We start from the raw sequence: 21,209 nt of genomic DNA on the forward strand, positions 1-21,209 counted from the left end.
CGTCCCGGCGATCGATCACGAAGAAATCATTTCCCCGTCGAAGCACCCGTCCTCCGCATGGGTCACTCTCCAGCAAGCCTTGTGGCCCGAGAGCGCCGCGGGCTGCGGGGCGAAACGCAGGCAGTGGCCGGCGGCGCTCCACCAGGACGTCAGTTCGTCGCGACGGTCGACGGGGGTCAACCCGCCTTCGAGGAAAGACCAATAGACGCATTTCTTGCAGACCGCCGCCCGCAGTGGCGTGGCGTCGGCGCCGGTCCAGTCGCCGCAATATTCCTCGCGAAGAGTGTGGGCCCAATGCGCCACTTCGTCCCGCTCCTCGCCCGGCTGCGGCGCGTGCAGGCGGCAGGATCCGAGATGATCGGCGTGATGAAGCCAGAACGCGCAATTGCCGCAAAAGCGTCCCGGATGCCGATTTTCCTGCATGGTCTGCTCCCCATTCAATGCGACATGCAAATTTGTTCGGGCGCCGGGGCCGGCGTCGGCCAGCCGCCGCCCAGCGCCAGCATGAGGGCTACGGCGGCTTCCTGGCGGCGCGTCTTCAGGCTGAGGACCGAGCGCCTCGCCTCGAGCGCCGCGGTCTGCGCCGTCACCACGTCGAGGTAATTGGTCGCTCCGTCACGATACAGCGTGAGCGAGATGCCGAGAACCTTGTCTGCGGCGTTCGAGGCCGTCTCCATGCTCTGCACCCCCTTGGCGAGCCAACGCAGATTGGCGAGGCTGTCCTCGACTTCCTGGATCGCCCGCAGCACCGAGCCGCGATAACGCGCCACCGTCTCCAGATAGGCGGCTTCCGCTCCCGCAAGATCGGCGGCGCGCGCGCCGGCGTCGAAAATCGGCAGCGTGATGGAAGGGCCGAGCGACCAGATGCTGTTGCGCATATTGAGCAGGCTGAGCCCGGTGTCCTGCGTCCCGCCCGAAAGATTTATCATGAGACGCGGAAAAAACGCCGCGCGCGCTACGCCGATCTGGGCGTTGGCGGCGGCGACCTGGCGTTCCTCCGCGGCGATATCGGGGCGGCGCTCCAGCAAGGCCGAGGGAACGCTCGGCGGAATCGCGGGCGTCTTCTCGACGAGCGACGCCGGCCGGAGCGTGAAAGACGAGGCGGGCTTGCCGATCAGCGTCGCAATCGCATGTTCGAGCTGCGCCCGCTGCCCCAGCAGGTCGACGACCTGCGCCCTGGCGAGTTCGAGCTGGGCCTCGGCCCGCGCCTGATCCTCGGGCGAAGCGATTTGGCCCTCGACGCGAACTCTGGTCAGCGCCAGTGCGCGCTTATAGGCTTCGATGGTGTCGTTCAAGAGCCTGACTTCGCTGTCCAGCCCCCGCAGTGCGAGATAGATGCGCGCCAGCTCGGCCTGTAGGCTCAGCCGGACCGATTCCATCTGCGCCGCGCGGCCCTCGGCGTTGGCCTCTCCGACCGCAATGGAATTGCGCACTCGCCCCCACAGGTCGACCTCATAGCTCGATTGCAGGGTCAGGAGGTTGTCGCCGTAATGATCGGGTTCGTTGAGGGGCCGCGTATCCTGCCAGGATTCGATCTGGCCGTTGACCGAGAACGGCGTATTGGCCTTGCGCAACGGACGATGGCGGGATTGCTTGTTGGCGGAATAGCTGTTGTCGAGGTTGACCGACGGCAGCAACGCCGCCTGGGCTTTGGCGACATAGGAACGGGCCTGGTCCAGCGCGGCGAGCGCGGCGGCGAGGTCCTGGTTCGCTTCGTCGATCTGAGGCTCGAGCTCGTCGAGTCCGCGGTCGTTGAAACTTCGCCACCATGTTCCCCTGGGCTGATCGTCGCAGGGCCGCGCCGTCTCCCAGCCGACGCCGTGCGCCTCCTTGAATTGCGCCGGCATCTCGATGACCGGAGGCGCATATTCCGGGGCGAAGTTGCATGCGCCGAGCATCAACGGCGCGAGCACGGCCGAGAGCCGCAGGGGCGTTCGCTTGAAGCGCGCGACCGTTCGACGGCCTCTCCCTTCATGGGGAGATGACGCAACCAGCCTCATGCTAATGGTTCCCCTTCGACGTCGGCGAGGCTTTGGGCGCTCCGACTTCCATCAGGCGGACGACGTCGCCGTCGCGAATCATATCCGAGGGATTCTCGATGATGCGATCCGACGCCGTTACGCCGGAGGCGACTTCGATTTCGGACCCGAGGTCGCGCGCGATTTCGATGGGCTTGACCAGAACCTTGTCGCCGGGTCCCACCGTGGCGACGTTGAGGCGATTGTCGCGATAAAGGATCGCATCCGCCGGAATGCGCAGGATCTCGGGGTTACCGGGCAGTTGAAAATGAACCTCGGCGAAGGAGCCGGGCAGAAGCGCGCCTTCGGGATTATCCGCGATGAGCTGGACCAGCAGCGCTCGGGATTGCTCGGCGATCGCATTGGAGGTGGCGACGAGCTTCGCGGAGAACAGTTTGCCCGGATATTGCGGCAGCCTCAGCTTCGCCGACATTCCCTCGTGAAGCTGGGCCACATAGGACTGGGGAACGCTGACATAAATGCGCACCTGATGAATATCCGCGACGGAGAACAGCTCCCGCGCCCGGTCGGGCCCGACGAGGTCGCCGATGTCCACGTTGCGCGCGGTCACGACGCCCGTGAAAGGCGCAGTGATCTGGGTGAATCCCTGAAGCGCCTTGAGCCTTTCCACATTGGCGCGCGCGGCGGCGACCTGCCCCTGCTTGGCGCCGTATTCGCCGCTCTTTTCGTCGACGCTCTGCTGCGAAACGGCGGTGGACGCGCGCAGGGCCGACCAGCGTTTCGAGGTCACCTTCGCGAGCTGGGTTTCCGACTCGGCCCGGGCCTGCTCGCCCTTGGCCTGCTCGAGCTGCTGTTCGAGATCCGGCGCGTCTATTGCGGCGATGATCTCGCCCGCCTTCACATGCGCGCCGATATCGTATTTCCAGCTCTTGACGTAGCCGCTGACGCGGGCGCGCAGCCGGGCGTCGTAGAACGCCTGGATATTGCCGGGAAGCACCAGCTCCTGCACGCCGGCGTTCGCCTTGGGCGGAACCGCCTTGACGGTCGGAACGGCCTGGCGCCGGGTCCAGTCGTCGAGACGCTCCGCATTGAGTCCGCGAATGACTATGCCTCCCGCCGCCAGCGTTGCGGCGATGGCTATCCCGATCAGGAAACGTCGTTTGATCTTGCGCAAGGCGCGTTTTTCGCCGCTGCCCGGAAGGGCGCCGTCGTCACTGTGGACCATCGCATTAAGACTCTCGTTGCGCAGGGCCTTGCGCGCGGTGGGGAGTTTTGTGAACCAGACTGAAGACGACCGGCACGAAGAAGAGCGTCGCGATCGTGGCGCAGGAAAGCCCGCCGATGACGGCGCGCCCGAGCGGCGCGTTCTGCTCGGCGCTGAGCGCCATGGGAATCATGCCGATGATCATTGCGAGCGCGGTCATCAGCACCGGTCGAAACCGGGTGAAGCCGGCGTCGAGAGCCGCAGTGGTCGCATCGGCGCCCTCGGCGAGACGCTCCCGGGCGAAGCTGACCACCAGAATGCTGTTCGCCGTCGCGACGCCCATGCACATGATCGCGCCGGTGAGCGCCGGGACCGAAAGCGTGGTGAAGCTCAGGAAGAGCATCCAGACAATGCCGGCGAGAGCGGTCGGAAGCGCGCTGACGATCACGAAGGGATCGAGCCAGGACTGGAAATTCACGACTATGAGCAGATAGATCAGAACGATCGCCAGCGCGAGGCCGCCAAAGAGCTGGATATAGGCGGTCGTCATCGTGGAAACCTGACCGCGCAGCGAGATCCTGGCGCCCGCCGGGGCGTCCTTTGCGGTGTCCTTGAGGATCGACTGGATGTCGCGGGCGACCGCGCCGAGATCGCGGCCGTGGGTGGTCGCGTAGATGTCGATGACCGGCTGCACGTCATAGTGCGAGACGACGGCGTTGCTCGGTTCGCGGGAGACGCCGGACACGGCGCCCACGAGCTGGTCCCCCGTCTTGGACGTGATCGGCATGTTGTTGAGATCGCCGAGGGAGGACATCCAATATTGCGGGGTCTGCACCACGATCGGATAGGAGACGCCGGTCTTGGGGTTGAGCCAGAAGGTCGGCGCGTTTTGAATGCTGCCCGCGAGCGTGTTCTGCATCGACGCCGCGACGTCCCTTTCGCTCAGGCCGACGTCGATCGCACGGGACCGATCGACCTCGACCCGCAGGGTCGGGGCGTTGAAGGCCTGCTGGATGCGCGGATCGGCGACGCCGGGGACAAGTGAAATCTTCCGAAAAATCTCCTCGGCATAGGCGCGGTTCGCAGCCGTCTTGTTGCCCGCGACCTGCACGTCGATCGGCGCAGGGAGGCCGAAGTTCAGGATTTGCGTGACTATGTCCGCCGGCAGAAAGGCGAAGCTCGTCCCCGGAAACAGGCGCGGGAGTTCGTCGCGCAGCTTTCCGATATATTCGTCGGTCTTGTTTTCGAATTCGGGCTTGAGCGTGATCATGATGTCGGCGTCGGTGACGCCGATCGTCCCCGAATTGCCGTAGGCCATGTTGATGCCGCTGATCGGCAGGCCGATGTTGTCGACGATCGACTCCAGAGCGCCTTCGGGCGCCAGCTTGCGCACCTCGGTCTCGACCTTGTCGCAAATACGGGAGGTTTCCTCGATTCGGGCGCCTATCGGAGCGCGCATATGCAGCTTGATCTGGCCCGCCTCGATGGCCGGAAAGAAGTTCTGGCCCAGAAAGGGCGCGAGGCCGAAGGACACGACCACCAGGCCGAGGAGCGAGAAAACAAAAGGCCAGGGCCGCCCGAGAGCGACAGTGAGCAGATCCTTGTAGATGAAGCGCAGTCTTTCGAAACGGTGCTCGAAGCCGCGCTGGAACCGCACCAGCGGATTGGTCGAGGGTTTCTTCTCTCCCTCGGCGCCGTGGGAGTGCGGCCCCGCGAGTATATAGCGGGCGATCGTCGGCACCAGCGTATAGGTGAGGATATAGGAGGCGATCAGGGAAAGGATCACCGCCTCGGCCATGGGCCGGAAAAGATAGCCCGCGACGCCGCCCAGCGTGAAAGTCGGCACGAAAACGATGGAGATCGCCAGCAGCGACACTGTGGCGGGGATGATGATCTCCTGTGCGCCGTTCAATATCGCATCGACGATATATTCGCCGCCCTCGAGATGCCGGTCGATGTTCTCGATCGTGACTGTCGCGTCGTCCACGAGAATGCCGACCGCGAGCGCGAAGCCGCCGAGGGTCATCACATTGATCGTCTCTCCCATCAGGGAAAGGACCGTGATGGCGCTCAGAATAGAGAGCGGAATCGAAATGGTGATGATGAGCGTCGAGCGCCAACTGCCGAGAAAGAGCAGGATCATCATGCCCGTGAGCGCGGCGGCGATGGCGCCCTCCCGGATGACGCCGGCGACGGCCGCCTGAACGAAGGCGGATTGATCGCCGACGGCGACGAGGCGAAGCTCCTTGGGCAGCGAGGCCTGGATCTTCGGCAGCAGCGCCTTGACCCCGTTGATGACGTCCAGCGTCGAGGCGGAGCCGGATTTTTGTATCGACATCAGCACCGCTGGCGCGCCGTCCACCCGGACCTCGTTGATCTGTGGCGGGCTGCTGTCGTGGACGAAAGCGACGTCCCGGATATAGAGGATCGTCCCTTCCGTCTTCTTGATCGGAAGGTCGTTGAGCTCCGCGATTTGGAGGGGCGAGACGTTCAGGGAAACGATATACTCGAATTGTCCGATCTTTTGCGTGCCGACGGGCGTGATGAGGTTCTGGGTGGCGATCGTCTCGACCACATCCTGTGCGGACAGCCCGTATTTTTGCAGCTTGCGCTGATCGATGTCGATCTGGACCTGCCGAACCTTGCCGCCATAGGGCGAAGGTATCGCCGCGCCCGCCACGGTTGCGAGCTGCGGGCGGATGAAATTCTGTCCGTAGTCGAAAAGTTCGGTTTCCGTCAGCGTATCGCTCGACAGAGCGAGCTGCAGCACCGGCACGCTCGAAGCGTTGAAGGTCAGCACATAGGGCGGCGTTATTCCCGCGGGAAGAAATTTGAGCACGGTCTGCGACGCAGCGGTCACTTGCGCGAGCGCCATGTCGATCTTCACATTGGGCTGGAAATAGACTTTGACTATTCCGTATCCCGGCAGCGATTGCGACTCGATATGCTCGATATCGTTGACCTGGGCGGTCAAAGTCCGCTCATAGAAATAAATGATGCGTCCCGACATGTCGTCCGGCGGCAGGCCATTGTAGGTCCACACCACGCTGATGACCGGTATGCCGATATTGGGAAAAATATCCGTCGGCGTCTTGATCCAGGACATCACGCCGAAGATCAGGATCAGCATCGCCATCACCACGAAGGTGTAAGGGCGTTGCAGCGCGGTCCGGACGATTGCGAGCATGGATTTCCTGGGCTTTCTTCCAAACTGAGCCGTGGTGCGCCTCTGGGAAGCCGCGCCCGACCACGGCTCAGCTTTTTAGCTTACCCGCCGCGGGGGCAAAAGTTAATTGTCGTTGAATCAAGGCCTGGAACAGCAGGCGCTAGAATTGGGCAATATATTGATGTTGAATTCTATTCGCCGGGCTGATGCGGCTTCCGCGAGATCGCTTCGCGATCCGCGGAAGCGACCGCCGCAAAAATCACCGATCGGCATCGATTTTTTGCGGCGAACGAATACGAAATGCCGCTCCGATCGAGCGGATTTCATATGACATAGGCTCGGGTCCGGCCTCGGCGCGCGCCGGCCGGGCGATTCTCCGCAAAACAAGGCTTATCGCGAGCCGCTTCCCGCGGCGGGATCAAGACGCGGCGGCCAGCGTCGGCTTGCGGCCTTCGCCATGGGCGAAATCCCAATAGAGTTCGCGCGCTTTCTTAAAGAACGGCCCCGGTTCGAGTTCGCGCTGGTCGATCCGCGTCATCGGCGCGACCTTCTGGAAGTTTCCGGTAGAAAAGATTTCGTCGGCTTCGAGAAAGTCCTTGTAGGAAAGAACAGTCTCCACGACCTCGACCCCGGCCCCGCGCAGAAGGCCGATGACGCGCTGGCGCGTCACGCCGTCGAGGAAGGTCCCGTTGGGCGCGGGAGTGAACACGGCGCCCTCCCTCGCCAGGAAGGCGTTGGAATTGGCGAATTCGGCTACATTGCCGAGCGCATCGAGCATCAGGCAGTTGTCGAATCCGCGCCGCGCGGCTTCTATCAGGGCGCGTGCGCCATTGGCGTAGAGGCAGCTCGCCTTGGCGTTCACCGGGGCCGATTCCAGCGTGGGCCTGCGGAAAGGCGAGAGAGTGACGCCGCCGCCGCGAGGCGCGGGCATCGGCGCTTCATAAATGGTCAGGCACCAATTGGTGGATTGAGGCTCGAAGCGCACGCCGCCCCCGAGACCCTGTTCGGCCCAATACATCGGGCGGATGTAAAGCTGCGCGTCCGGCGCGAAACGGCTCAAGCCCTCTTCTACGAGGCTTCGCCACCGGTCCACGCCGACCAGCGGCTCCAGCAGCATGTTTTCGGCCGAGCGGTTCACGCGTTCGAGATGCTTGTCGAGATCGGGAGCGACGCCTTCGAAGGCCCGGGCGCCGTCGAATACGACCGAGCCCAGCCAGGCCCCATGGGAGCGCACGCCGAGCACCGGCTGATTGCCTTCGCGCCATTCCCCTCCGAAATAGGTCCAGGTCCTCGAAGGCGCGGCGGAGATCGGCGAGGAAGCGGCGATATTCATGTTCAATCGACCTCTGGCTGCGGGAATCGCTTTCGATTTGTTCAAGCTCGCGCCGACGTCAGGCGACTTCTCCGAACATGGCGGATGCGGAGCTGTCGCCTTTGCGCAGGCCGAGGGCCCGCAATATGTTTTTCGCCGTTTCCAGGGCGACCACATAGGCCCGGTGAGGCGGCCGCCGGCAAAAGGCGACCTTGCGGACATAGGATTCGACGCGCCACAAGGCGGTTGTTCCGGCGGGGAAAAAAACAGTGTCTCCTTGCCCGAGAACGACGGTCCTGTCCCCGTCCGACACCGTAACCGAACCTTCGAGGATGAAGACGGTTTCGTCGATGTCGTAACGCCACTCGAATACGCCGCCGGTGCAGTCCCATATCAGCGTGAAGGCCGAGCCGTCTGCGCTGCGCGAAAGAAGGCCGTTGCGCGCCACGGGCGCGCCTTCGCGGATCCACTCGGGATTGATCGGCGCCGGCTGCAGGGCGAGGCCGTTGGCGCTGCCGAACTCGATTTTCTTTTCCTCGGACATTATCGGTCTCCTCAAAACGGCTTGCTCTCCGCCGCAGCTTGAAGCCTCGTATCGGACCTTCCGGCCGGCATTGGGCGCCGGCGAGCTTAAGGAGTGGTTGAAACCCGGGAGCGATTGGCGGGAGGGTTAAAGCCTTTCAACTTTCCTCTCGATCGGAACGCGCCTATCGAGACCGCAGCCCTGCCGTCCGAGTTCAAGAAGCGCTCAGGAAGCGGCGTCTCTTCTCCTGTGCGATGTCGGCGAACCAGTTCCTGTAAAGTCTTGCGGCGTCATCGGCCCAGTGGTTCGCGAGCGGCTCCGCCGCGAGAACTGCGTGCAATTTTTCGGCGAAGGCTGCGCGGCTTGAGCCCTGCGGCTTTCGGCGCAATTCTGCGAGCTGCGTCTCGGCGGCGGCGGAGAAGTAATTTTCGGGGGGCTCCGGGAACCCTCTGCGTTCTCCGGTCAGATAGCGCAGAACGTCGCGCCGAAACTCCCGCGCCAGGGTGTCGGCGTCATATTCGGGATGCCCCTGCGTGAACAGAAACAGGCTCGGCTCGCGGCGCCAGAAATTGTCGGCGCCGACCGCGGGCGACCATGACGAAATATTGTAGCCGCAGTTTTCGAGATCCTGCAGCGGGAGGCCGTTGTAGCGCGAGTGGGGCGCGACGATCGCGCCCGCCGCGCCCTCATTGGCCCAGTCCGGCCCGAGGATTTCGCATTTGAAAATCCCGCTGAGCTTTGCGTCGAGGCGTCTTCTTCTTATGCCGTCCAGGCGCTGGACCGCGGCATGGGCTCCAAGGCAGGACCACAAGGCGCCGAGCGTATGCGTTAGCGCCCAGTCCACCAGCCGCGCAAAATCGTCCCAATAGGGCTCCTGGTCGAGAGATTCCGCGCGAGGCTCCGTGCCCGTGACGATCAGGGCGTCGGCCCCTCGCGCATAGAGCGCCTCGATGTCCTCGTAGGACTGCGCCAGCGCCCGGCGCCCGGTTTCGCTGCGCGGCACGCTGGCCAGGGCGTAGCAGCTGAGGCGAAACGGAACGCCCGCCGCAGCGGCGCTCGCGAGCTGCGCAAACTGGCGCCTGGTCGCTTCGAGCGCCTGGTCGGGCATGTTGTTCACCAGAGCGATTTCCAGCGCGTCTGCGCCGCGCGCCTGCGGCAGGATCGAGACCGGCATTCAGCAGGCCCCTTCCCGCAACAGCGCGGAGGACGCTCCAGCCGCCGCCGCGGCGCCGAGCGCCTGATCGAGATCGGCGATGATGTCGTCGCTGTGCTCTATGCCGATGCTGAGACGGATCATTTCCGGCGTCACGCCGGCTTTGGCCTGTTCGGCGGGCGACATCTGGCGATGGGTGGTGGAGGCGGGATGGCAGGCGAGCGTCTTGGCGTCGCCGATGTTCACCAGGCGTTTGACGAGGCGCAGCGCATCGTAAAAGCTTTTTCCCGCCTCGAGTCCCCCGACGACGCCGAAGGTCAGCAGCGAGGGCGCTCTGCCGGCGAGATATTTTTCGCAGAGGGCGAAATTGGGATTGTCTGGGAATCCTGCGTAATTGACCCAGGCTACGCGGGGGTCGTTCTTTAGAAACTCGGCGACCTTGCGCGCGTTCTCGACATGCCGCTCCACGCGCAGAGCGACGGTTTCCAGCCCTTGCAGCAGCAGAAAAGCGGATAGCGCCGGAAGGACGGCGCCCATGGTGCGCTGGTAGACGCTGCGGGCGCGCGCGACATAGGCTTTTTCGCCGAAACGATCGACATAGACGAGCCCGTGGTAGGAGGCGTCCGCTACGTTGAACATCGGAAAGCGCGCGGGATGGTCGCGCCAGGGGAAGCGTCCGCTGTCGACGACCGCGCCGCCGAGCGTCGTTCCATGGCCGCCGATGAATTTGGTGAGGGAATGGACCACGATGTCTGCGCCGTGCTCGATCGGCCGCAGCAGCACCGGCGTCGCCACGGTATTGTCCACGATCAGCGGAACGCCGTGGGCGTGGGCGAGTTCGGCGAGCGCCGCGATGTCGCAGATGTTGCCGGCCGGATTGCCTATGCTCTCGCAGAACAGGGCGCGGGTGTCCGCGTCGATGGCGCGGGCCATGTCTTCGGGCGCGTCGCTGCTCGCGAAACGAACGCCGGCCCCCTGGCGCGGGAGGATATGCTGCAACAGGGTGTGGGTGGTGCCGTAGAGCGTGGGCGCGGCGACGATATTGCCGCCATGGTCGACCAGATTGGCGAAGGCGCAATAGAGCGCCGCTTGTCCCGTCGAGACTGCGAGAGCCCCGACCCCGCCCTCCAGCAAGGCGACGCGCTTTTCCAATATCTCCACGGTAGGATTGGCTATGCGGCTGTAGCGGAAGCCTTCCGCTTCGAGGTCGAACAAAGCGGCGGCGTGATCGGCGCTGTCGAATTCATAGGCGACGGTCTGATATATCGGAACCGCGACCGCCCCGGTCGCGGGGTCTTTCTCGAAGCCGCCATGCACCGCGATCGTTTCACTACGCATACGCGACCTTTCCGAAAACGCGAGGCCCTTCGAAAACAAGAAGCCGGAACCGGTATGACTGATAACCATGAATAAAGCCCGAGACGGGAGCGAAAAGAAGCGAATGTAACCGGTAACCCTAACAACTCGCCGTGCTTGGGACCGGATTTCGCCCGCGATAAAGCAGTTTCAGGCTAGGCGGAAAATCCCGACGCGCGAAGCGGCTTTTCAAGGACGTATCCTGGACATGAACGGCTTCCATATGGACGGCGCGACGACGAAAGCGGGATCCGAGAAACGCTCGGTCAACAAGGACTGGTTGCGGGCGCTGCAGCTGACCGCGGCCGTCGAAGCGGATCAGAGCCGCATTCTCGGCGTCGCCTTCGAGGAGGTCGCCAGAGACCGGGGCGACGCCGCGGCCGTCATCGATAATGACGAAAGCCTGTCTTTCGCGCAATTCGCCGCCAGGGCCAACCGCTACGCCCGCTGGGGCCTCGCCAGGGGCCTCGGCAGGAACGATGTCGTCGCGCTGCTCATGGGTAATCGCGCCGATTACGCCGCGATCTGGCTCGGACTGACCCGCATCGGCGTCGTCGTCGCGCTTCTCAACGGCAATCTCCCCGCGCCGTCGCTGGCCCATTGCCTCGGCGAGGCGAAGGCCTGCTGCATCATCGCCGACCAGGAGCATTTCGAGGCCGCGTGCGCGGCGGCGGGACTCGCCGATCCTTCTCCCGAGATCGTCACGTTTGAAGAAGGGAGCGCGGTCCAAGGGGGCTTGCGGAAGGAAGTCGCCAAACTTTCCGGCGAAGCTCTCGGCCCGTCGGAGGAGCGGGAGGTCGTTCTCTCCGATCGCGCCCTCTATATTTTCACCTCCGGAACCACCGGCCTGCCCAAGGCGGCGGTCGTCACGCATCGCCGCCTGATGAACTGGAGCCTGTGGTTCTCCGGCCTCGCCGACGCCGGGCCGGCGGACCGCATGTATAATTGCCTGCCGATGTATCACTCGGTCGGCGGCGTGGTGGCGGTGTGGTCGACGCTGCTCGCCGGGGGCTCCGTGGTCCTTCGTCCGCGATTCTCCGCCTCCAATTTCTGGCGGGACGTCGCCGAGCAGCAATGCACCATGTTCCAATATATCGGCGAATTGTGCCGCTATCTGCTGACGGCGCCGGACCGTGAAGCCCAGCAGCGGCACAAATTGCGCCTCGCCCTCGGCAACGGCCTGCGGGGCGACATATGGACGCCGTTCCAGAGCCGTTTCGGCATCCCCCGCATCATCGAGTTCTACGCCGCGACCGAGAGCAATTTCTCGCTCTACAACGTCGAGGGCGAGCCCGGCGCGATCGGGCGCGTTCCCGCATTTCTGGCGCAGCGTTTTCCAGTCGCGCTGGTGGCTTTCGACGAGGGCGCCGACGCCCCGGCGCGCGGCGCGGACGGGCGCTGCATCCGCTGCGCGACCGACGAGCCGGGCGAGGCTATCGCGCGGATCGACCTCGAGCGGGGTTCGGCGGCAGCCTTCGACGGCTACGTCAACCGCAAGGATTCGGAAAAGAAGATCCTGCGCGACGTTTTCGAGCCCGGCGACCTTTGGATGCGCAGCGGCGATCTGATGCGCAAGGACGCGCGCGGGTTCTATTTTTTCGTGGACCGGATCGGCGACAGCTTCCGCTGGAAGGGCGAAAACGTCTCCACCTTCGAGGTCGCGCAATATCTGAGGAGTTTCGGCGGAGTCCTCGACGCCGCGGTTTACGGGGTCGCCGTGCCGGGGCGCGAAGGGCGCGCCGGAATGGCCGCGCTCGCAGTCGAGGGGCTGGTCGATTTCGCGGCTCTCGCCCGGCATATGGAGGCGTCGCTGCCGGTCTACGCCCGGCCCTTGTTCCTGCGGCTGGGCGGGCGGCTCGAAATGACCGGGACTTTCAAGCACAAGGCGCAGGCCCTCGCCGCGGAGGGTTTCGATCCCCGGCGGATCGGCGATCCGCTTTATTTCGCAGCGCCCGGGACGCGCGATTATGTGCGGCTGGACAAAGCCTTGTACGACAGGATCTGCTCGGGAGACATCCGGCTTTAGAGCATGTTCCCAGAATGTGCGGAGCGGTTTTTGGAAAAGAACATGCTCCGTCAATGAGATTTGGAGCGCGTTCGACCGCGTTTGAACCAAACGCTATCCAGCGTTTCGGGGCGCGGCTCGCGCGCGGGTTTCAAGTTGCAATAGAGATCAACGCGACTCCGGCCCTCGTTTCGCCTCCAATTTGGAGTATCTAAACCATTCTCCCAAGCTGCGTTCATAATTGGGACGGCGTTCCGACGGGCCGATTTCCCTCGACCGCTTTGGGGCCGATCCCGGAATTCCTCAGGCGCCACAATAGGGAAAGCGTGATCGAAGATTCTTGAATTGCTCCGAGCCGAGGAAAAATTTTCTCCTTCGGAGCCGGAAAAGGCGTCAACCTTAAAAAAATCTCCAGGTTGAGAGAAAAAGTCGCCCCTGCGATTGTCTCAGCCAGAGCCGGCCTGCGCCGCAACTGAATATCGCCAGGGGATGTGCCATGCGTTTCTTCCGTTTACTCCTTGCCGTTTTTTTAACCCTGTTCGGATCTGTCGCCGCGGCCAACGCCACCGTGCGGATACATATCGATCTCAGCTCCCAGCGGATGCACGTCGACTCCTCCAACGGAAGCTATGATTGGCCGGTCTCGACGGCGAGATCGGGCTATTCGACCCCGCGCGGCTCCTTCGCGCCGACCGGGCTCCAGCGCATGCATTATTCCAAGAAATATCACATGTCGCCCATGCCCTATTCGATCTTCTTCCGGGGCGGCTACGCCATTCACGGCACTTACGCTGTGGGAGCCCTGGGGCGGCCGGCGTCGCACGGCTGCGTGCGCCTCTCGCCCGGCAACGCCGCGCAGCTCTTCCATATGGTTCAGGCCGAAGGGGCCAGCATCTCGATCACGGGCTCGCCGGCCGGCTCCACGCGATACGCCAGCCTGCGCCATGCCAATCACGCCCATTACGCCAGCATGCACGGTCACGCCGCTCATCACGGAGGAGCCCTGGCCTATGCGCCCGTTCACCGCCATCATGTCGAGGGCGTGAAATCCTGGCAGGCTCGTCCCTATTACATGCCCTGGGGTTACTGATCCCACGCTTTCGGCCCTTGAAACTTCATCCGAAGTTGCGAGAAGAACAACCGCGAGAGCGGAGCGGGGGCCAATGATGAAGAAATGCCATGCGCTGACGACGCCCCTCGACATTGCGGGGCGCGAGGGCGGGCTGCTGGCCGGGCTGAGCTTCGTCGTAAAAGAGAATATCGACGTCGCGGGCCATGTCACGACCAATGGGCAGCCGGCTTTCGCCGCGACCCATCCCCCGGCCGGGTTGTCCGCGCCCGCGGTGGAGCGGCTGCTCGCCAGCGGCGCGAGGCTCGTCGGCAAGGCCCATATGGACGAGATGGCCTATAGCCTGTTCGGCGCCAACCATCACTACGGCGCGCCGGAGAACCCCAAGGCTCCGGGGCGCCTTACCGGAGGGTCGTCCTCGGGTTCGGCCGCGGCGGTTGCGGGGGGCCTCGCCGATTTCGCCCTCGGCACCGACACGGCCGGATCATGCCGCGCGCCGGCCTCTTTTTGCGGCGTCTATGGTTTTCGTCCCTCGCATGGGGCGGTGTCGTCGGAGGGCGTCGTTCCGCTGGCGCGGTCGCTGGATACGGTCGGCTGGTTTGCGCGCGATATTTCGGTTTTCGAAAGGGTCGCCGGCGTCTTGCTGCCCGACGACATCGATGGCGCGCCCTTTGGGACCGCGCTGCTCCCGATCGAGGCTCTGGCCGACTGCCCGGCTCGGGAACTCGCTTTGTTCAAATCTGCGCTGGAGCTGCTGGCGCCGCTCTTTAGAGTGTTTTCGAGCGAAGTGGATACCGGCTCGCGTGAAGAAAACACGATAAAACAGGGGGATCTAGACTCTTTCCGGTTCAATCCGAACCGGAAAGAGTCTAGGGTGCGCGAGGTCGAGCTGCCGCAGGCGTTCTCGGCGCAGGCGCTGGGCCATTTCCGCAATCTTCAGGCCTATGAAGCCAATCAGTCCCAGGGGGGCTGGATCGCCTCGGCGCGGCCGGAACTGGGGCCGGGCGTCGCCGAGCGCTTCGCTTACGCCGCCACGGTGACGAAGGACCAGAAAGCCCAAGCCGACGCCTTTCGCCTCGAAGCGAAGGCGGAGATCGAGGCGCTGCTCGGCGAGGACGGCTTTTTCATCCTGCCGACGACGCCTTTCTTCGCGCCGCCGCTCGATGAGAGCGCCGAAGAGCTGGACCGCAAGCGCTACCAGATGTTCCCGCTGTTCATCACGGCGAGCTTTTTCGGCCTGCCCCAGATCAGCCTGCCGCTTGCGGGCGGCGCGCTTCCTCTAGGGTTGTCGTTGATCGGCCGGCGCTGGTCGGACCGCAATCTGCTGGTTTTGGCGCAGAAGGCGGCGGCGTTGCTGGGATCGGAATAGCCTTCGGCGGATTCTTTTTTTCGCGTGAGATGAGCCAACCCGCCGGCAGACGGGTCGGCTCGCGCAAAAAATATTGGAACGACGGACGGGAATCAGGCCGGCTCCCAAGCGCGCCTGGAGGCGAGCTTTTCCGCCTGAGCGCCGGCGCGCAACCGAGCAGGGCGGTTCTCCAGGCCGCTCCAATAGGCCTCGAATTCCGGACGCTTCTCGATCACGTCGTAGCGCAGGCCGAAACCGATCATCGACCCGACATAGACGTCGGCGGCCGTGAAATTCTCTCCGGCGATATAGCGACGATCCGCTACAGTCTTTGCGAGGACATCGATCACGGCCGCGTAGGAACCATAGCCGAAGCGCCCCTGCATCTCCGGCGTCGGATCCCAGCCGGCGGCTTTATTGCTCATCGCTGCTTCCACGCATCCAGCGGCGAAAAAGAGCCATTTGTAGTATTCGCCGCGCTCGGCGGGGGCCGGCGCGAGTCCGGCTTCGGGGAACGCATCGGCGAGATAAGCGCAAATGGCCGCGGTTTCCGTGACCACCGTGTCGCCGTGTTTGATGGCCGGGACTTTGCCCATCGGGTTGATGGCCAGATATTCCGGCGCCTTCATCGTGGTTCCATATTCCTTGACCTCGACCGAATAAGGGACGCCGATTTCTTCCAGCATCCAATGCACGATCATGCCGCGGGACTGAGGATTGGTGTAGAAAACGAGCTCTTTCGCCATGGCTTCTCCTTTGGCCTCGTTTGAGGCGGGCCGACGATAAGCGAGCATGCTGTCAGTTTCTGTCAGCATGCTCCGGCGCCATTGCTTCAAGAGCGTCCGGCGCGGCTGTGGCGGCGCATCCTGCAGGATTTCAGCTCCCTCGATTCGGTCGGCGCGAAAATGGCGGAAGGCCGACCGAAGCTCGCACCAGCCCGCAAGAACGCGAGTCGATTCGAAAAAGCCGAGCGCCACGGGCCAGACGACCCGGTCGGTGCGCGCGCCCTTCTCGTCTCGATAGGAAATCGCGAGCTTGCGCTCATCGCGCAGCGCCCGGCGCAGAAGCTTCAGATCGACATGGTGAGGGCGCTCCCACCCTGGGCCGACGAGAAGCGCCTCGTCGTTCAAATCGGCCCGCAGATCCTCCGGGAGAACCGCTGAAAGCTTGGCGACAGCGTTGCGAGCCGCGTCCGAAAGCGCGTCGTCGGTGCGGCGCGACACCCATTTCGCGCCCAAGGCGAGCGCCTCTATCTCCTCCCTGGAGAACATGAGGGGCGGCAGAAGGAACCCGGGCCGCAGGACATAGCCGACGCCCGCCTCTCCTTCGATTTCGGCCCCCATCGCCTGTAAGGCGGCGATGTCACGGTACAGCGTGCGCAGGGAAACGCCGGCCTCGCGCGCGAGCTCCGCTCCGCTGACTGGCCGGCGGCGGCGGCGTAGCGCCTGCAAGATATCGAATAATCTATGGGTGCGGGACATGGCGCCGGGATTTTTAGCCTCAAGGGCGGATAGCGTGTTTTCGAGCGAAGTGGATACCGGTTCGCGTGAAGAAAACACGATCAAGAAACGGGGGGCTGGGGCCTTTCCGGTTCAACCTGAATCGGAAAGACCCCAGGTTCCGCTTGCCTCGATCATGGCGAAATATTTTTGAAAGGCCACCTTCCCGCACAGCAGCGATCGGATGCGCGCATCGCTCCGGGGGACGTCATGGCCGGGACTTAGAGGGATAATTGACGATAATTCACCCCGCCGCTTCGCGGCGACCCTCCCCCTCGACGGGAGGGTAAGCGCCTTTCGCCCAATCGCGCTGGGCCTGAGTTCGACCGCCGTGCGCTGGCGTAAAGGCGCCCCGCCCTTTACCGCCGCGCCAAAAACTCCTTGATGCGGACCGCGAGGCGGTCCCGCACCTCGCGATAGGCCTGAAGCATGGTTTCGCGGGAGCCTTGCACCGCGGTGGCGTCGGGCGTCGGCCAATAGATCACCTCGACCGCCATGGTTCTCGTGAACTCCAGGGCGCGATGGTGCGCCTCGGGGGACAGCGTGACGATCACGTCGAAATTGGAATCCTCGAGGTCCTCGAAGGTGTGGGGCTTGTGGCGGGTCAGGTCGACGCCGATTTCGTCCATGGCGGCCATGGCGAAGGCGTCGGGTTCGCCGCGCTTCAATCCGGCCGAGGCAAAATAGATGTCGCGCCCGAAATAATGCCGCGCCAGGGCCTCGGCCATGGGCGAGCGCACGGTGTTGAGCGTGCAGGCGAACAGAACCGATTGCGGGCGCGCCGCCCGGGGCTGCGCCGCATTGTCTTGCGCCGCCATAGCCTTCAGCCCCTCCAGTGCAGAGCCGTGACCAGGGTGAAGATCCGCCGGGCGGTGTCGATGTCGGTGTCGATCTTGCCCTTGAGACGCTCCAGCAGAAGATGCGCGCCCTCGTTGTGCAGTCCGCGCCGGCCCATGTCGATCGCTTCGATCCGGCTCGGCGTCGCGCTGCGAATGGCTGCGTAATAGGATTCGCAGACCATGAAATAATCCTTGAGGATGCGCTTGAACGGCGTGAGCGACAGGATATGCGTGACGACGCCGGCGCCCTCCTGGTCGCTCACCGCGAGCGCGAGCTTGGCGTCGTGAAGCGCGATGACGAGGCTGTAGGGCCCGCCGTCATGGCCTACGACTCCGAACTTGTTGTCCTCTATCAGATCGTAGATCGCGATGGCGCGCTCATGCTCCTGGTCCGCCGAGCCGCGCCCGATCGAGTTCTCGTCGAGCGTGACCTGCGCCAGCCGCTTTTGCGAGCCTGAATTCAACTTCAGGCTCCGAGCGCGTTGAGGCGGATCGAAACCGAGCGCGCATGAGCGGTCAGGCCTTCGGCCTTGCCCAGCGTGACGGCCGCCCCGCCGATGGCCAGCAGCGAACTCGCGTCGCATTTCAGGATCGAGGTGCGCTTGACGAAATCGAGCACGCTGAGGCCGGAGGAAAAGCGCGCCGAGCGGGCGGTCGGCAGCACATGGTTCGAGCCGCCGACGTAATCGCCGATCGCTTCGGGGGTGTAGCCGCCGATGAAGATGGCGCCGGCGTTGTTCACGCGGGCTCCGAGCTCCTCGGCGTTCTCGCTGATGATCTCCAGATGCTCGGCCGCGATGCGGTCCGCCAGCGGCACGGCTTCATCGAGGTTCTTCGTCACGATCACCGCGCCGTAATCGCGCCAGGAAGCGGTGGCGATCTCCTTGCGCGAGAGCGTCGCGAGGTGACGGTCGACCGCGGCGACGACGGCTTCGGCGAGGGAGGCGTCGTCGGTGATGAGAATGGACTGCGCCGATTCGTCGTGCTCGGCCTGCGCCAGCAGGTCGGCGGCGATCCAGTCGGGATTGGCGGTCTTGTCGGCCAGGATCAGCACTTCCGAGGGGCCGGCGATCATGTCGATGCCCACCTGACCGAACACGCGGCGCTTGGCGGCGGCGACCCAGGCGTTGCCCGGGCCCACGATCTTGGCGACCGGCGCGATGGTCGCGGTGCCATAGGCGAGAGCCGCGACCGCCTGGGCGCCGCCGACCCGATAGATTTCCGTGATGCCGGAGCGTTTCGCCGCGGCGAGAACCAGAGGCTCGACATGGCCGCCCGGCGTCGGGACCACCATGACGATGCGCTTGACGCCTGCGACCTTGGCCGGCGCCACATTCATCAGGACCGAGGACGGGTAAGCCGCCGTGCCGCCCGGCACATAGAGGCCTACCGAATCGAGCGGGGTCCAGCGCCAGCCGAGCTCGACTCCGGCCTCGTCGCTGTAGCGCAGGTCGGCGGGCCGCTGGCGCTCGTGGAAGGCGGCAATCCGCTCCAGCGCGAGATCGAGCGCTTCGAGCTGCTCTTTGGAGCATTTCGCCTCGGCGGCGTCGACCTCGGCGGCGGAGACGGCTATGCCGGTTTTGGCGAGATCGATGCGGTCGAACTTGCGCGAATAGTCGATCAGCGCCTCGTCACCCCTGGCGATGACGTCCTCGATGATGTCGCGGACGGTGGCGTCGACGTCGGGCGAGGACTCCCGTTTCATCGAGAGCATGGTCTTAAACTGCGTCTCGAAATCGGGGGCGGACGCATCCAAACGCAAGGTCATGTTCATCTCCAGCCGGAAGTTCCGGCTGTCATGACCCCGCGCCGGCGTCTTCGTCAAGATTATGTGTCGGCCGGCTGCAGACCGGCCAGCGCGGGCCGAGGTCCGCGAGCTGCGCCTCGAGGCATTCGACATCCAGCAGAATCGCGGCTCCGCCCGAGAATATCAATCGGATTCGTCCTTCCGGCGGGGTTTCGCCGGGCTCGAAGGTCACCGTCAGCAATTCGAGCACGCCGTCCGGCCGATCGCGCGCCACGCCGCAATAGCGGACATTGCGAACCCATTCGAAATGCAGCGCGGACTGGCGGCGCTCGAGGCGTCCCTCGACTTCGGCGGCCCAGTCGAAGCGCGAAGCGCCCAGCACGAAACGCTTTTGCTTGGGCAGATAGGCGAGATCGCAGACCCGCAGCAGGGCGTCCTGCAGATGAGCGGACAGGAGGCTCAGGTCCTCGGCGTCGAACGCCTGGAGTCTTAGAAGGGGGGCCTTGACGGCGGAATCTGGCGCGGACATCTGGTTTCTCCTCACGCGATATTTGGAGGCTGCCCGCCGCGCGCGCAAGCGGGGGCGTCGGGTCATGCCTTCCCCGGCTGCCGTCGGCCCTTGCGCAACTGCGCGGAAAGGCCGCAAGGTGGCCCGCAACGACGAAGCAGGGAGGGGGGCGATGCACAGCGATCCGAAGTTCTGGGCGGTCGCGTTCGCCATTTGGATCGGATTCATTCTGGCGATGGTCAATATCGCCTCCAAAGTGGATCTACTGATGCGTCTCGCCGGTTGAGGTCGGGACGAGCAACGCCGGAATCAAGAAGAGACGCGGCTCGAATGACAATATGGACCAAGGAGCAGGATCGGGCGCTCGAGGCGGTCGGCAAATGGCTGGCTGAAAAACAGGCGCCCCAGGTGTTCAGGCTGTTCGGCTATGCGGGAACGGGCAAATCCACGCTCGCCCGCCATCTCGCAGAGAATGTCGACGGCTCCGTCGTTTTCGCAGCCTTCACGGGCAAGGCCGCGCTGGTGATGCGCTCCAAGGGCTGCGACGGCGCCAGAACAATCCACAGCCTGATCTACCGGGCCACCGACACCGAGACAGAGGAGCCGAGCTTCGAGCTCAACGACGAGAGCGACGCCGCGCGGGCCAAGCTCATCGTCGTCGACGAATGTTCCATGGTCGACGAGGAGCTCGGCAAGGACCTCCTGTCCTTCGGACGCAAGGTGCTGGTGCTGGGGGACCCGGCCCAATTGCCTCCCGTCAAGGGCGGCGGCTTCTTCACGGAGGCCGAGCCCGACGCGATGCTGACCGAGGTGCATCGCCAGGCCGCCGACAATCCGATCATCCGGCTCTCCATGGCCATCCGCGAAGGCGGCCGGGTCGAGCGCGGAACCTACGGCGAGAGCCGGGTGGTGATGCGCGGCGAACTGGACCCGCAACTGGTCACCGGCGCCGATCAGGTGCTGGTCGGCATGAACAAGACGCGCCGCGCCTACAACGGCCGGCTAAGGCAGCTGCGGGGATTTTCGGGCGCGCTGCCCCAATCGGGGGAAAAGCTGGTCTGCCTGAGAAACAACCGCAAGAAAGGCCTGCTCAACGGCGCTCTGTTCACCGTCAAAAGCGCCGGCGCCCTGCGTCGGGGCAAGGTCCGCATGCTGGTCATTCCGGAGGAAGCCGACAGAAAAATCCAGCGAGTCGGGGTGATTCCGCAGTTCTTCGACGATTCCGAGGGGGAAATTCCCTTCGCCCTGCGCAAGGATTCCGACGAATTCGACTACGGCTACGCCCTGACGGTCCACAAGGCCCAAGGATCGCAGTGGGACGACGTCGCGCTGTTCGACGAATCCTTCGCGTTCCGGGAGCATCGGGCGCGATGGCTTTATACCGGCGTGACAAGGGCGGCGCGCAGGCTCACCCTCGTCATCTAGGGCGTTTTCACGTCCAACGGAAACATGAAAACGCTCTAAGTTTTTGTTTTAAAGCGTTTCCCGCGCCGAACCGGCG

General features: G+C 64.2%; 17 protein-coding genes. 4 read left to right on the top strand and 13 right to left on the bottom strand.

What is annotated here, in order from left to right; all coding sequences use genetic code 11:
* Window positions 1-15: 15 nt before the first annotated feature.
* From H2LOC_RS16145 to H2LOC_RS16180, 8 genes are all read right to left on the bottom strand, one after another.
* Window positions 16-423 carry a hypothetical protein gene (locus H2LOC_RS16145; RefSeq protein WP_136497954.1) on the bottom strand — a complete coding sequence of 136 codons (408 nt, stop codon included), beginning with the start codon at window positions 421-423 and terminating at the stop codon, window positions 16-18.
* Window positions 424-437: 14 nt separating this feature from the next.
* Window positions 438-2,000, bottom strand: coding sequence for an efflux transporter outer membrane subunit (locus H2LOC_RS16150; protein WP_202620479.1), 1,563 nt, complete (start codon window positions 1,998-2,000; stop codon window positions 438-440).
* Between the two features lies 1 nt (window position 2,001).
* The gene (locus tag H2LOC_RS16155; protein ID WP_136497953.1) at window positions 2,002-3,204 is read right to left on the bottom strand and encodes an efflux RND transporter periplasmic adaptor subunit; all 1,203 of its coding nucleotides are present in this window, start codon (window positions 3,202-3,204) and stop codon (window positions 2,002-2,004) included.
* A 4-nt stretch (window positions 3,205-3,208) separates the two neighbouring features.
* Window positions 3,209-6,370 carry an efflux RND transporter permease subunit gene (locus H2LOC_RS16160; protein ID WP_154331691.1) on the bottom strand — a complete coding sequence of 1,054 codons (3,162 nt, stop codon included), beginning with the start codon at window positions 6,368-6,370 and terminating at the stop codon, window positions 3,209-3,211.
* A gap of 397 nt (window positions 6,371-6,767) precedes the next feature.
* Window positions 6,768-7,682, bottom strand: coding sequence for a branched-chain amino acid aminotransferase (locus H2LOC_RS16165; protein WP_136497952.1), 915 nt, complete (start codon window positions 7,680-7,682; stop codon window positions 6,768-6,770).
* 58 nt (window positions 7,683-7,740) lie between these two features.
* Complete coding sequence (locus H2LOC_RS16170) at window positions 7,741-8,205, bottom strand: cupin domain-containing protein (protein ID WP_136497951.1); 465 nt, start codon at window positions 8,203-8,205, stop codon at window positions 7,741-7,743.
* Between the two features lie 193 nt (window positions 8,206-8,398).
* A complete protein-coding gene (locus H2LOC_RS16175) occupies window positions 8,399-9,358 on the bottom strand; it encodes a homoserine O-acetyltransferase/O-succinyltransferase family protein (protein WP_136497950.1) in 960 nt (319 codons plus the stop codon).
* Window positions 9,359-10,675, bottom strand: a complete 1,317-nt coding sequence (locus tag H2LOC_RS16180) for an O-acetylhomoserine aminocarboxypropyltransferase/cysteine synthase family protein (protein ID WP_136497949.1) — start codon at window positions 10,673-10,675, stop codon at window positions 9,359-9,361. It lies immediately after the preceding gene.
* A 226-nt stretch (window positions 10,676-10,901) separates the two neighbouring features.
* Between H2LOC_RS16180 and H2LOC_RS16185 the strand changes: the two genes are divergently transcribed.
* The 3 genes from H2LOC_RS16185 to H2LOC_RS16195 all read left to right on the top strand — a co-directional run bounded on the left by H2LOC_RS16185 (window position 10,902) and on the right by H2LOC_RS16195 (window position 15,136).
* Window positions 10,902-12,719 (top strand): long-chain-acyl-CoA synthetase, encoded by a 1,818-nt coding sequence (locus tag H2LOC_RS16185; RefSeq protein WP_136497948.1) that lies wholly within the window; start codon window positions 10,902-10,904, stop codon window positions 12,717-12,719.
* A 475-nt stretch (window positions 12,720-13,194) separates the two neighbouring features.
* Complete coding sequence (locus tag H2LOC_RS16190) at window positions 13,195-13,788, top strand: L,D-transpeptidase (protein ID WP_136497947.1); 594 nt, start codon at window positions 13,195-13,197, stop codon at window positions 13,786-13,788.
* A gap of 73 nt (window positions 13,789-13,861) precedes the next feature.
* A complete protein-coding gene (locus H2LOC_RS16195) occupies window positions 13,862-15,136 on the top strand; it encodes an amidase family protein (RefSeq protein ID WP_136497946.1) in 1,275 nt (424 codons plus the stop codon).
* A 92-nt stretch (window positions 15,137-15,228) separates the two neighbouring features.
* On the opposite strand, the gene H2LOC_RS16200 is transcribed toward H2LOC_RS16195, so the two are convergent.
* From H2LOC_RS16200 to H2LOC_RS16220, 5 genes are all read right to left on the bottom strand, one after another.
* Window positions 15,229-16,596 carry an HTH domain-containing protein gene (locus tag H2LOC_RS16200; RefSeq protein WP_136497945.1) on the bottom strand — a complete coding sequence of 456 codons (1,368 nt, stop codon included), beginning with the start codon at window positions 16,594-16,596 and terminating at the stop codon, window positions 15,229-15,231.
* A 377-nt stretch (window positions 16,597-16,973) separates the two neighbouring features.
* Window positions 16,974-17,432 (bottom strand): arsenate-mycothiol transferase ArsC, encoded by a 459-nt coding sequence (locus H2LOC_RS16205; protein ID WP_136497944.1) that lies wholly within the window; start codon window positions 17,430-17,432, stop codon window positions 16,974-16,976.
* A gap of 5 nt (window positions 17,433-17,437) precedes the next feature.
* A complete protein-coding gene (locus H2LOC_RS16210; RefSeq protein ID WP_246207196.1) occupies window positions 17,438-17,923 on the bottom strand; it encodes a UPF0262 family protein in 486 nt (161 codons plus the stop codon).
* On the bottom strand, window positions 17,920-19,221 hold the full coding sequence (gene hisD / locus H2LOC_RS16215) for a histidinol dehydrogenase (RefSeq protein ID WP_136497942.1): 1,302 nt from the start codon (window positions 19,219-19,221) through the stop codon (window positions 17,920-17,922). Before hisD ends, H2LOC_RS16210 begins: the two co-directional genes overlap by 4 nt.
* Before the next feature lie 28 nt (window positions 19,222-19,249).
* Entirely contained in the window at window positions 19,250-19,729 is a 480-nt protein-coding gene (locus H2LOC_RS16220) for a DUF2948 family protein (protein WP_136497941.1), read from the bottom strand.
* 309 nt (window positions 19,730-20,038) lie between these two features.
* On the opposite strand from H2LOC_RS16220, the gene H2LOC_RS16225 reads away from it, so the two are divergent.
* Window positions 20,039-21,133 (top strand): ATP-dependent DNA helicase, encoded by a 1,095-nt coding sequence (locus H2LOC_RS16225; protein WP_136497940.1) that lies wholly within the window; start codon window positions 20,039-20,041, stop codon window positions 21,131-21,133.
* The last annotated feature ends 76 nt before the right edge of the window (window positions 21,134-21,209 follow it).

Source organism: Methylocystis heyeri (assembly GCF_004802635.2).
GTDB lineage: Bacteria > Pseudomonadota > Alphaproteobacteria > Rhizobiales > Beijerinckiaceae > Methylocystis > Methylocystis heyeri.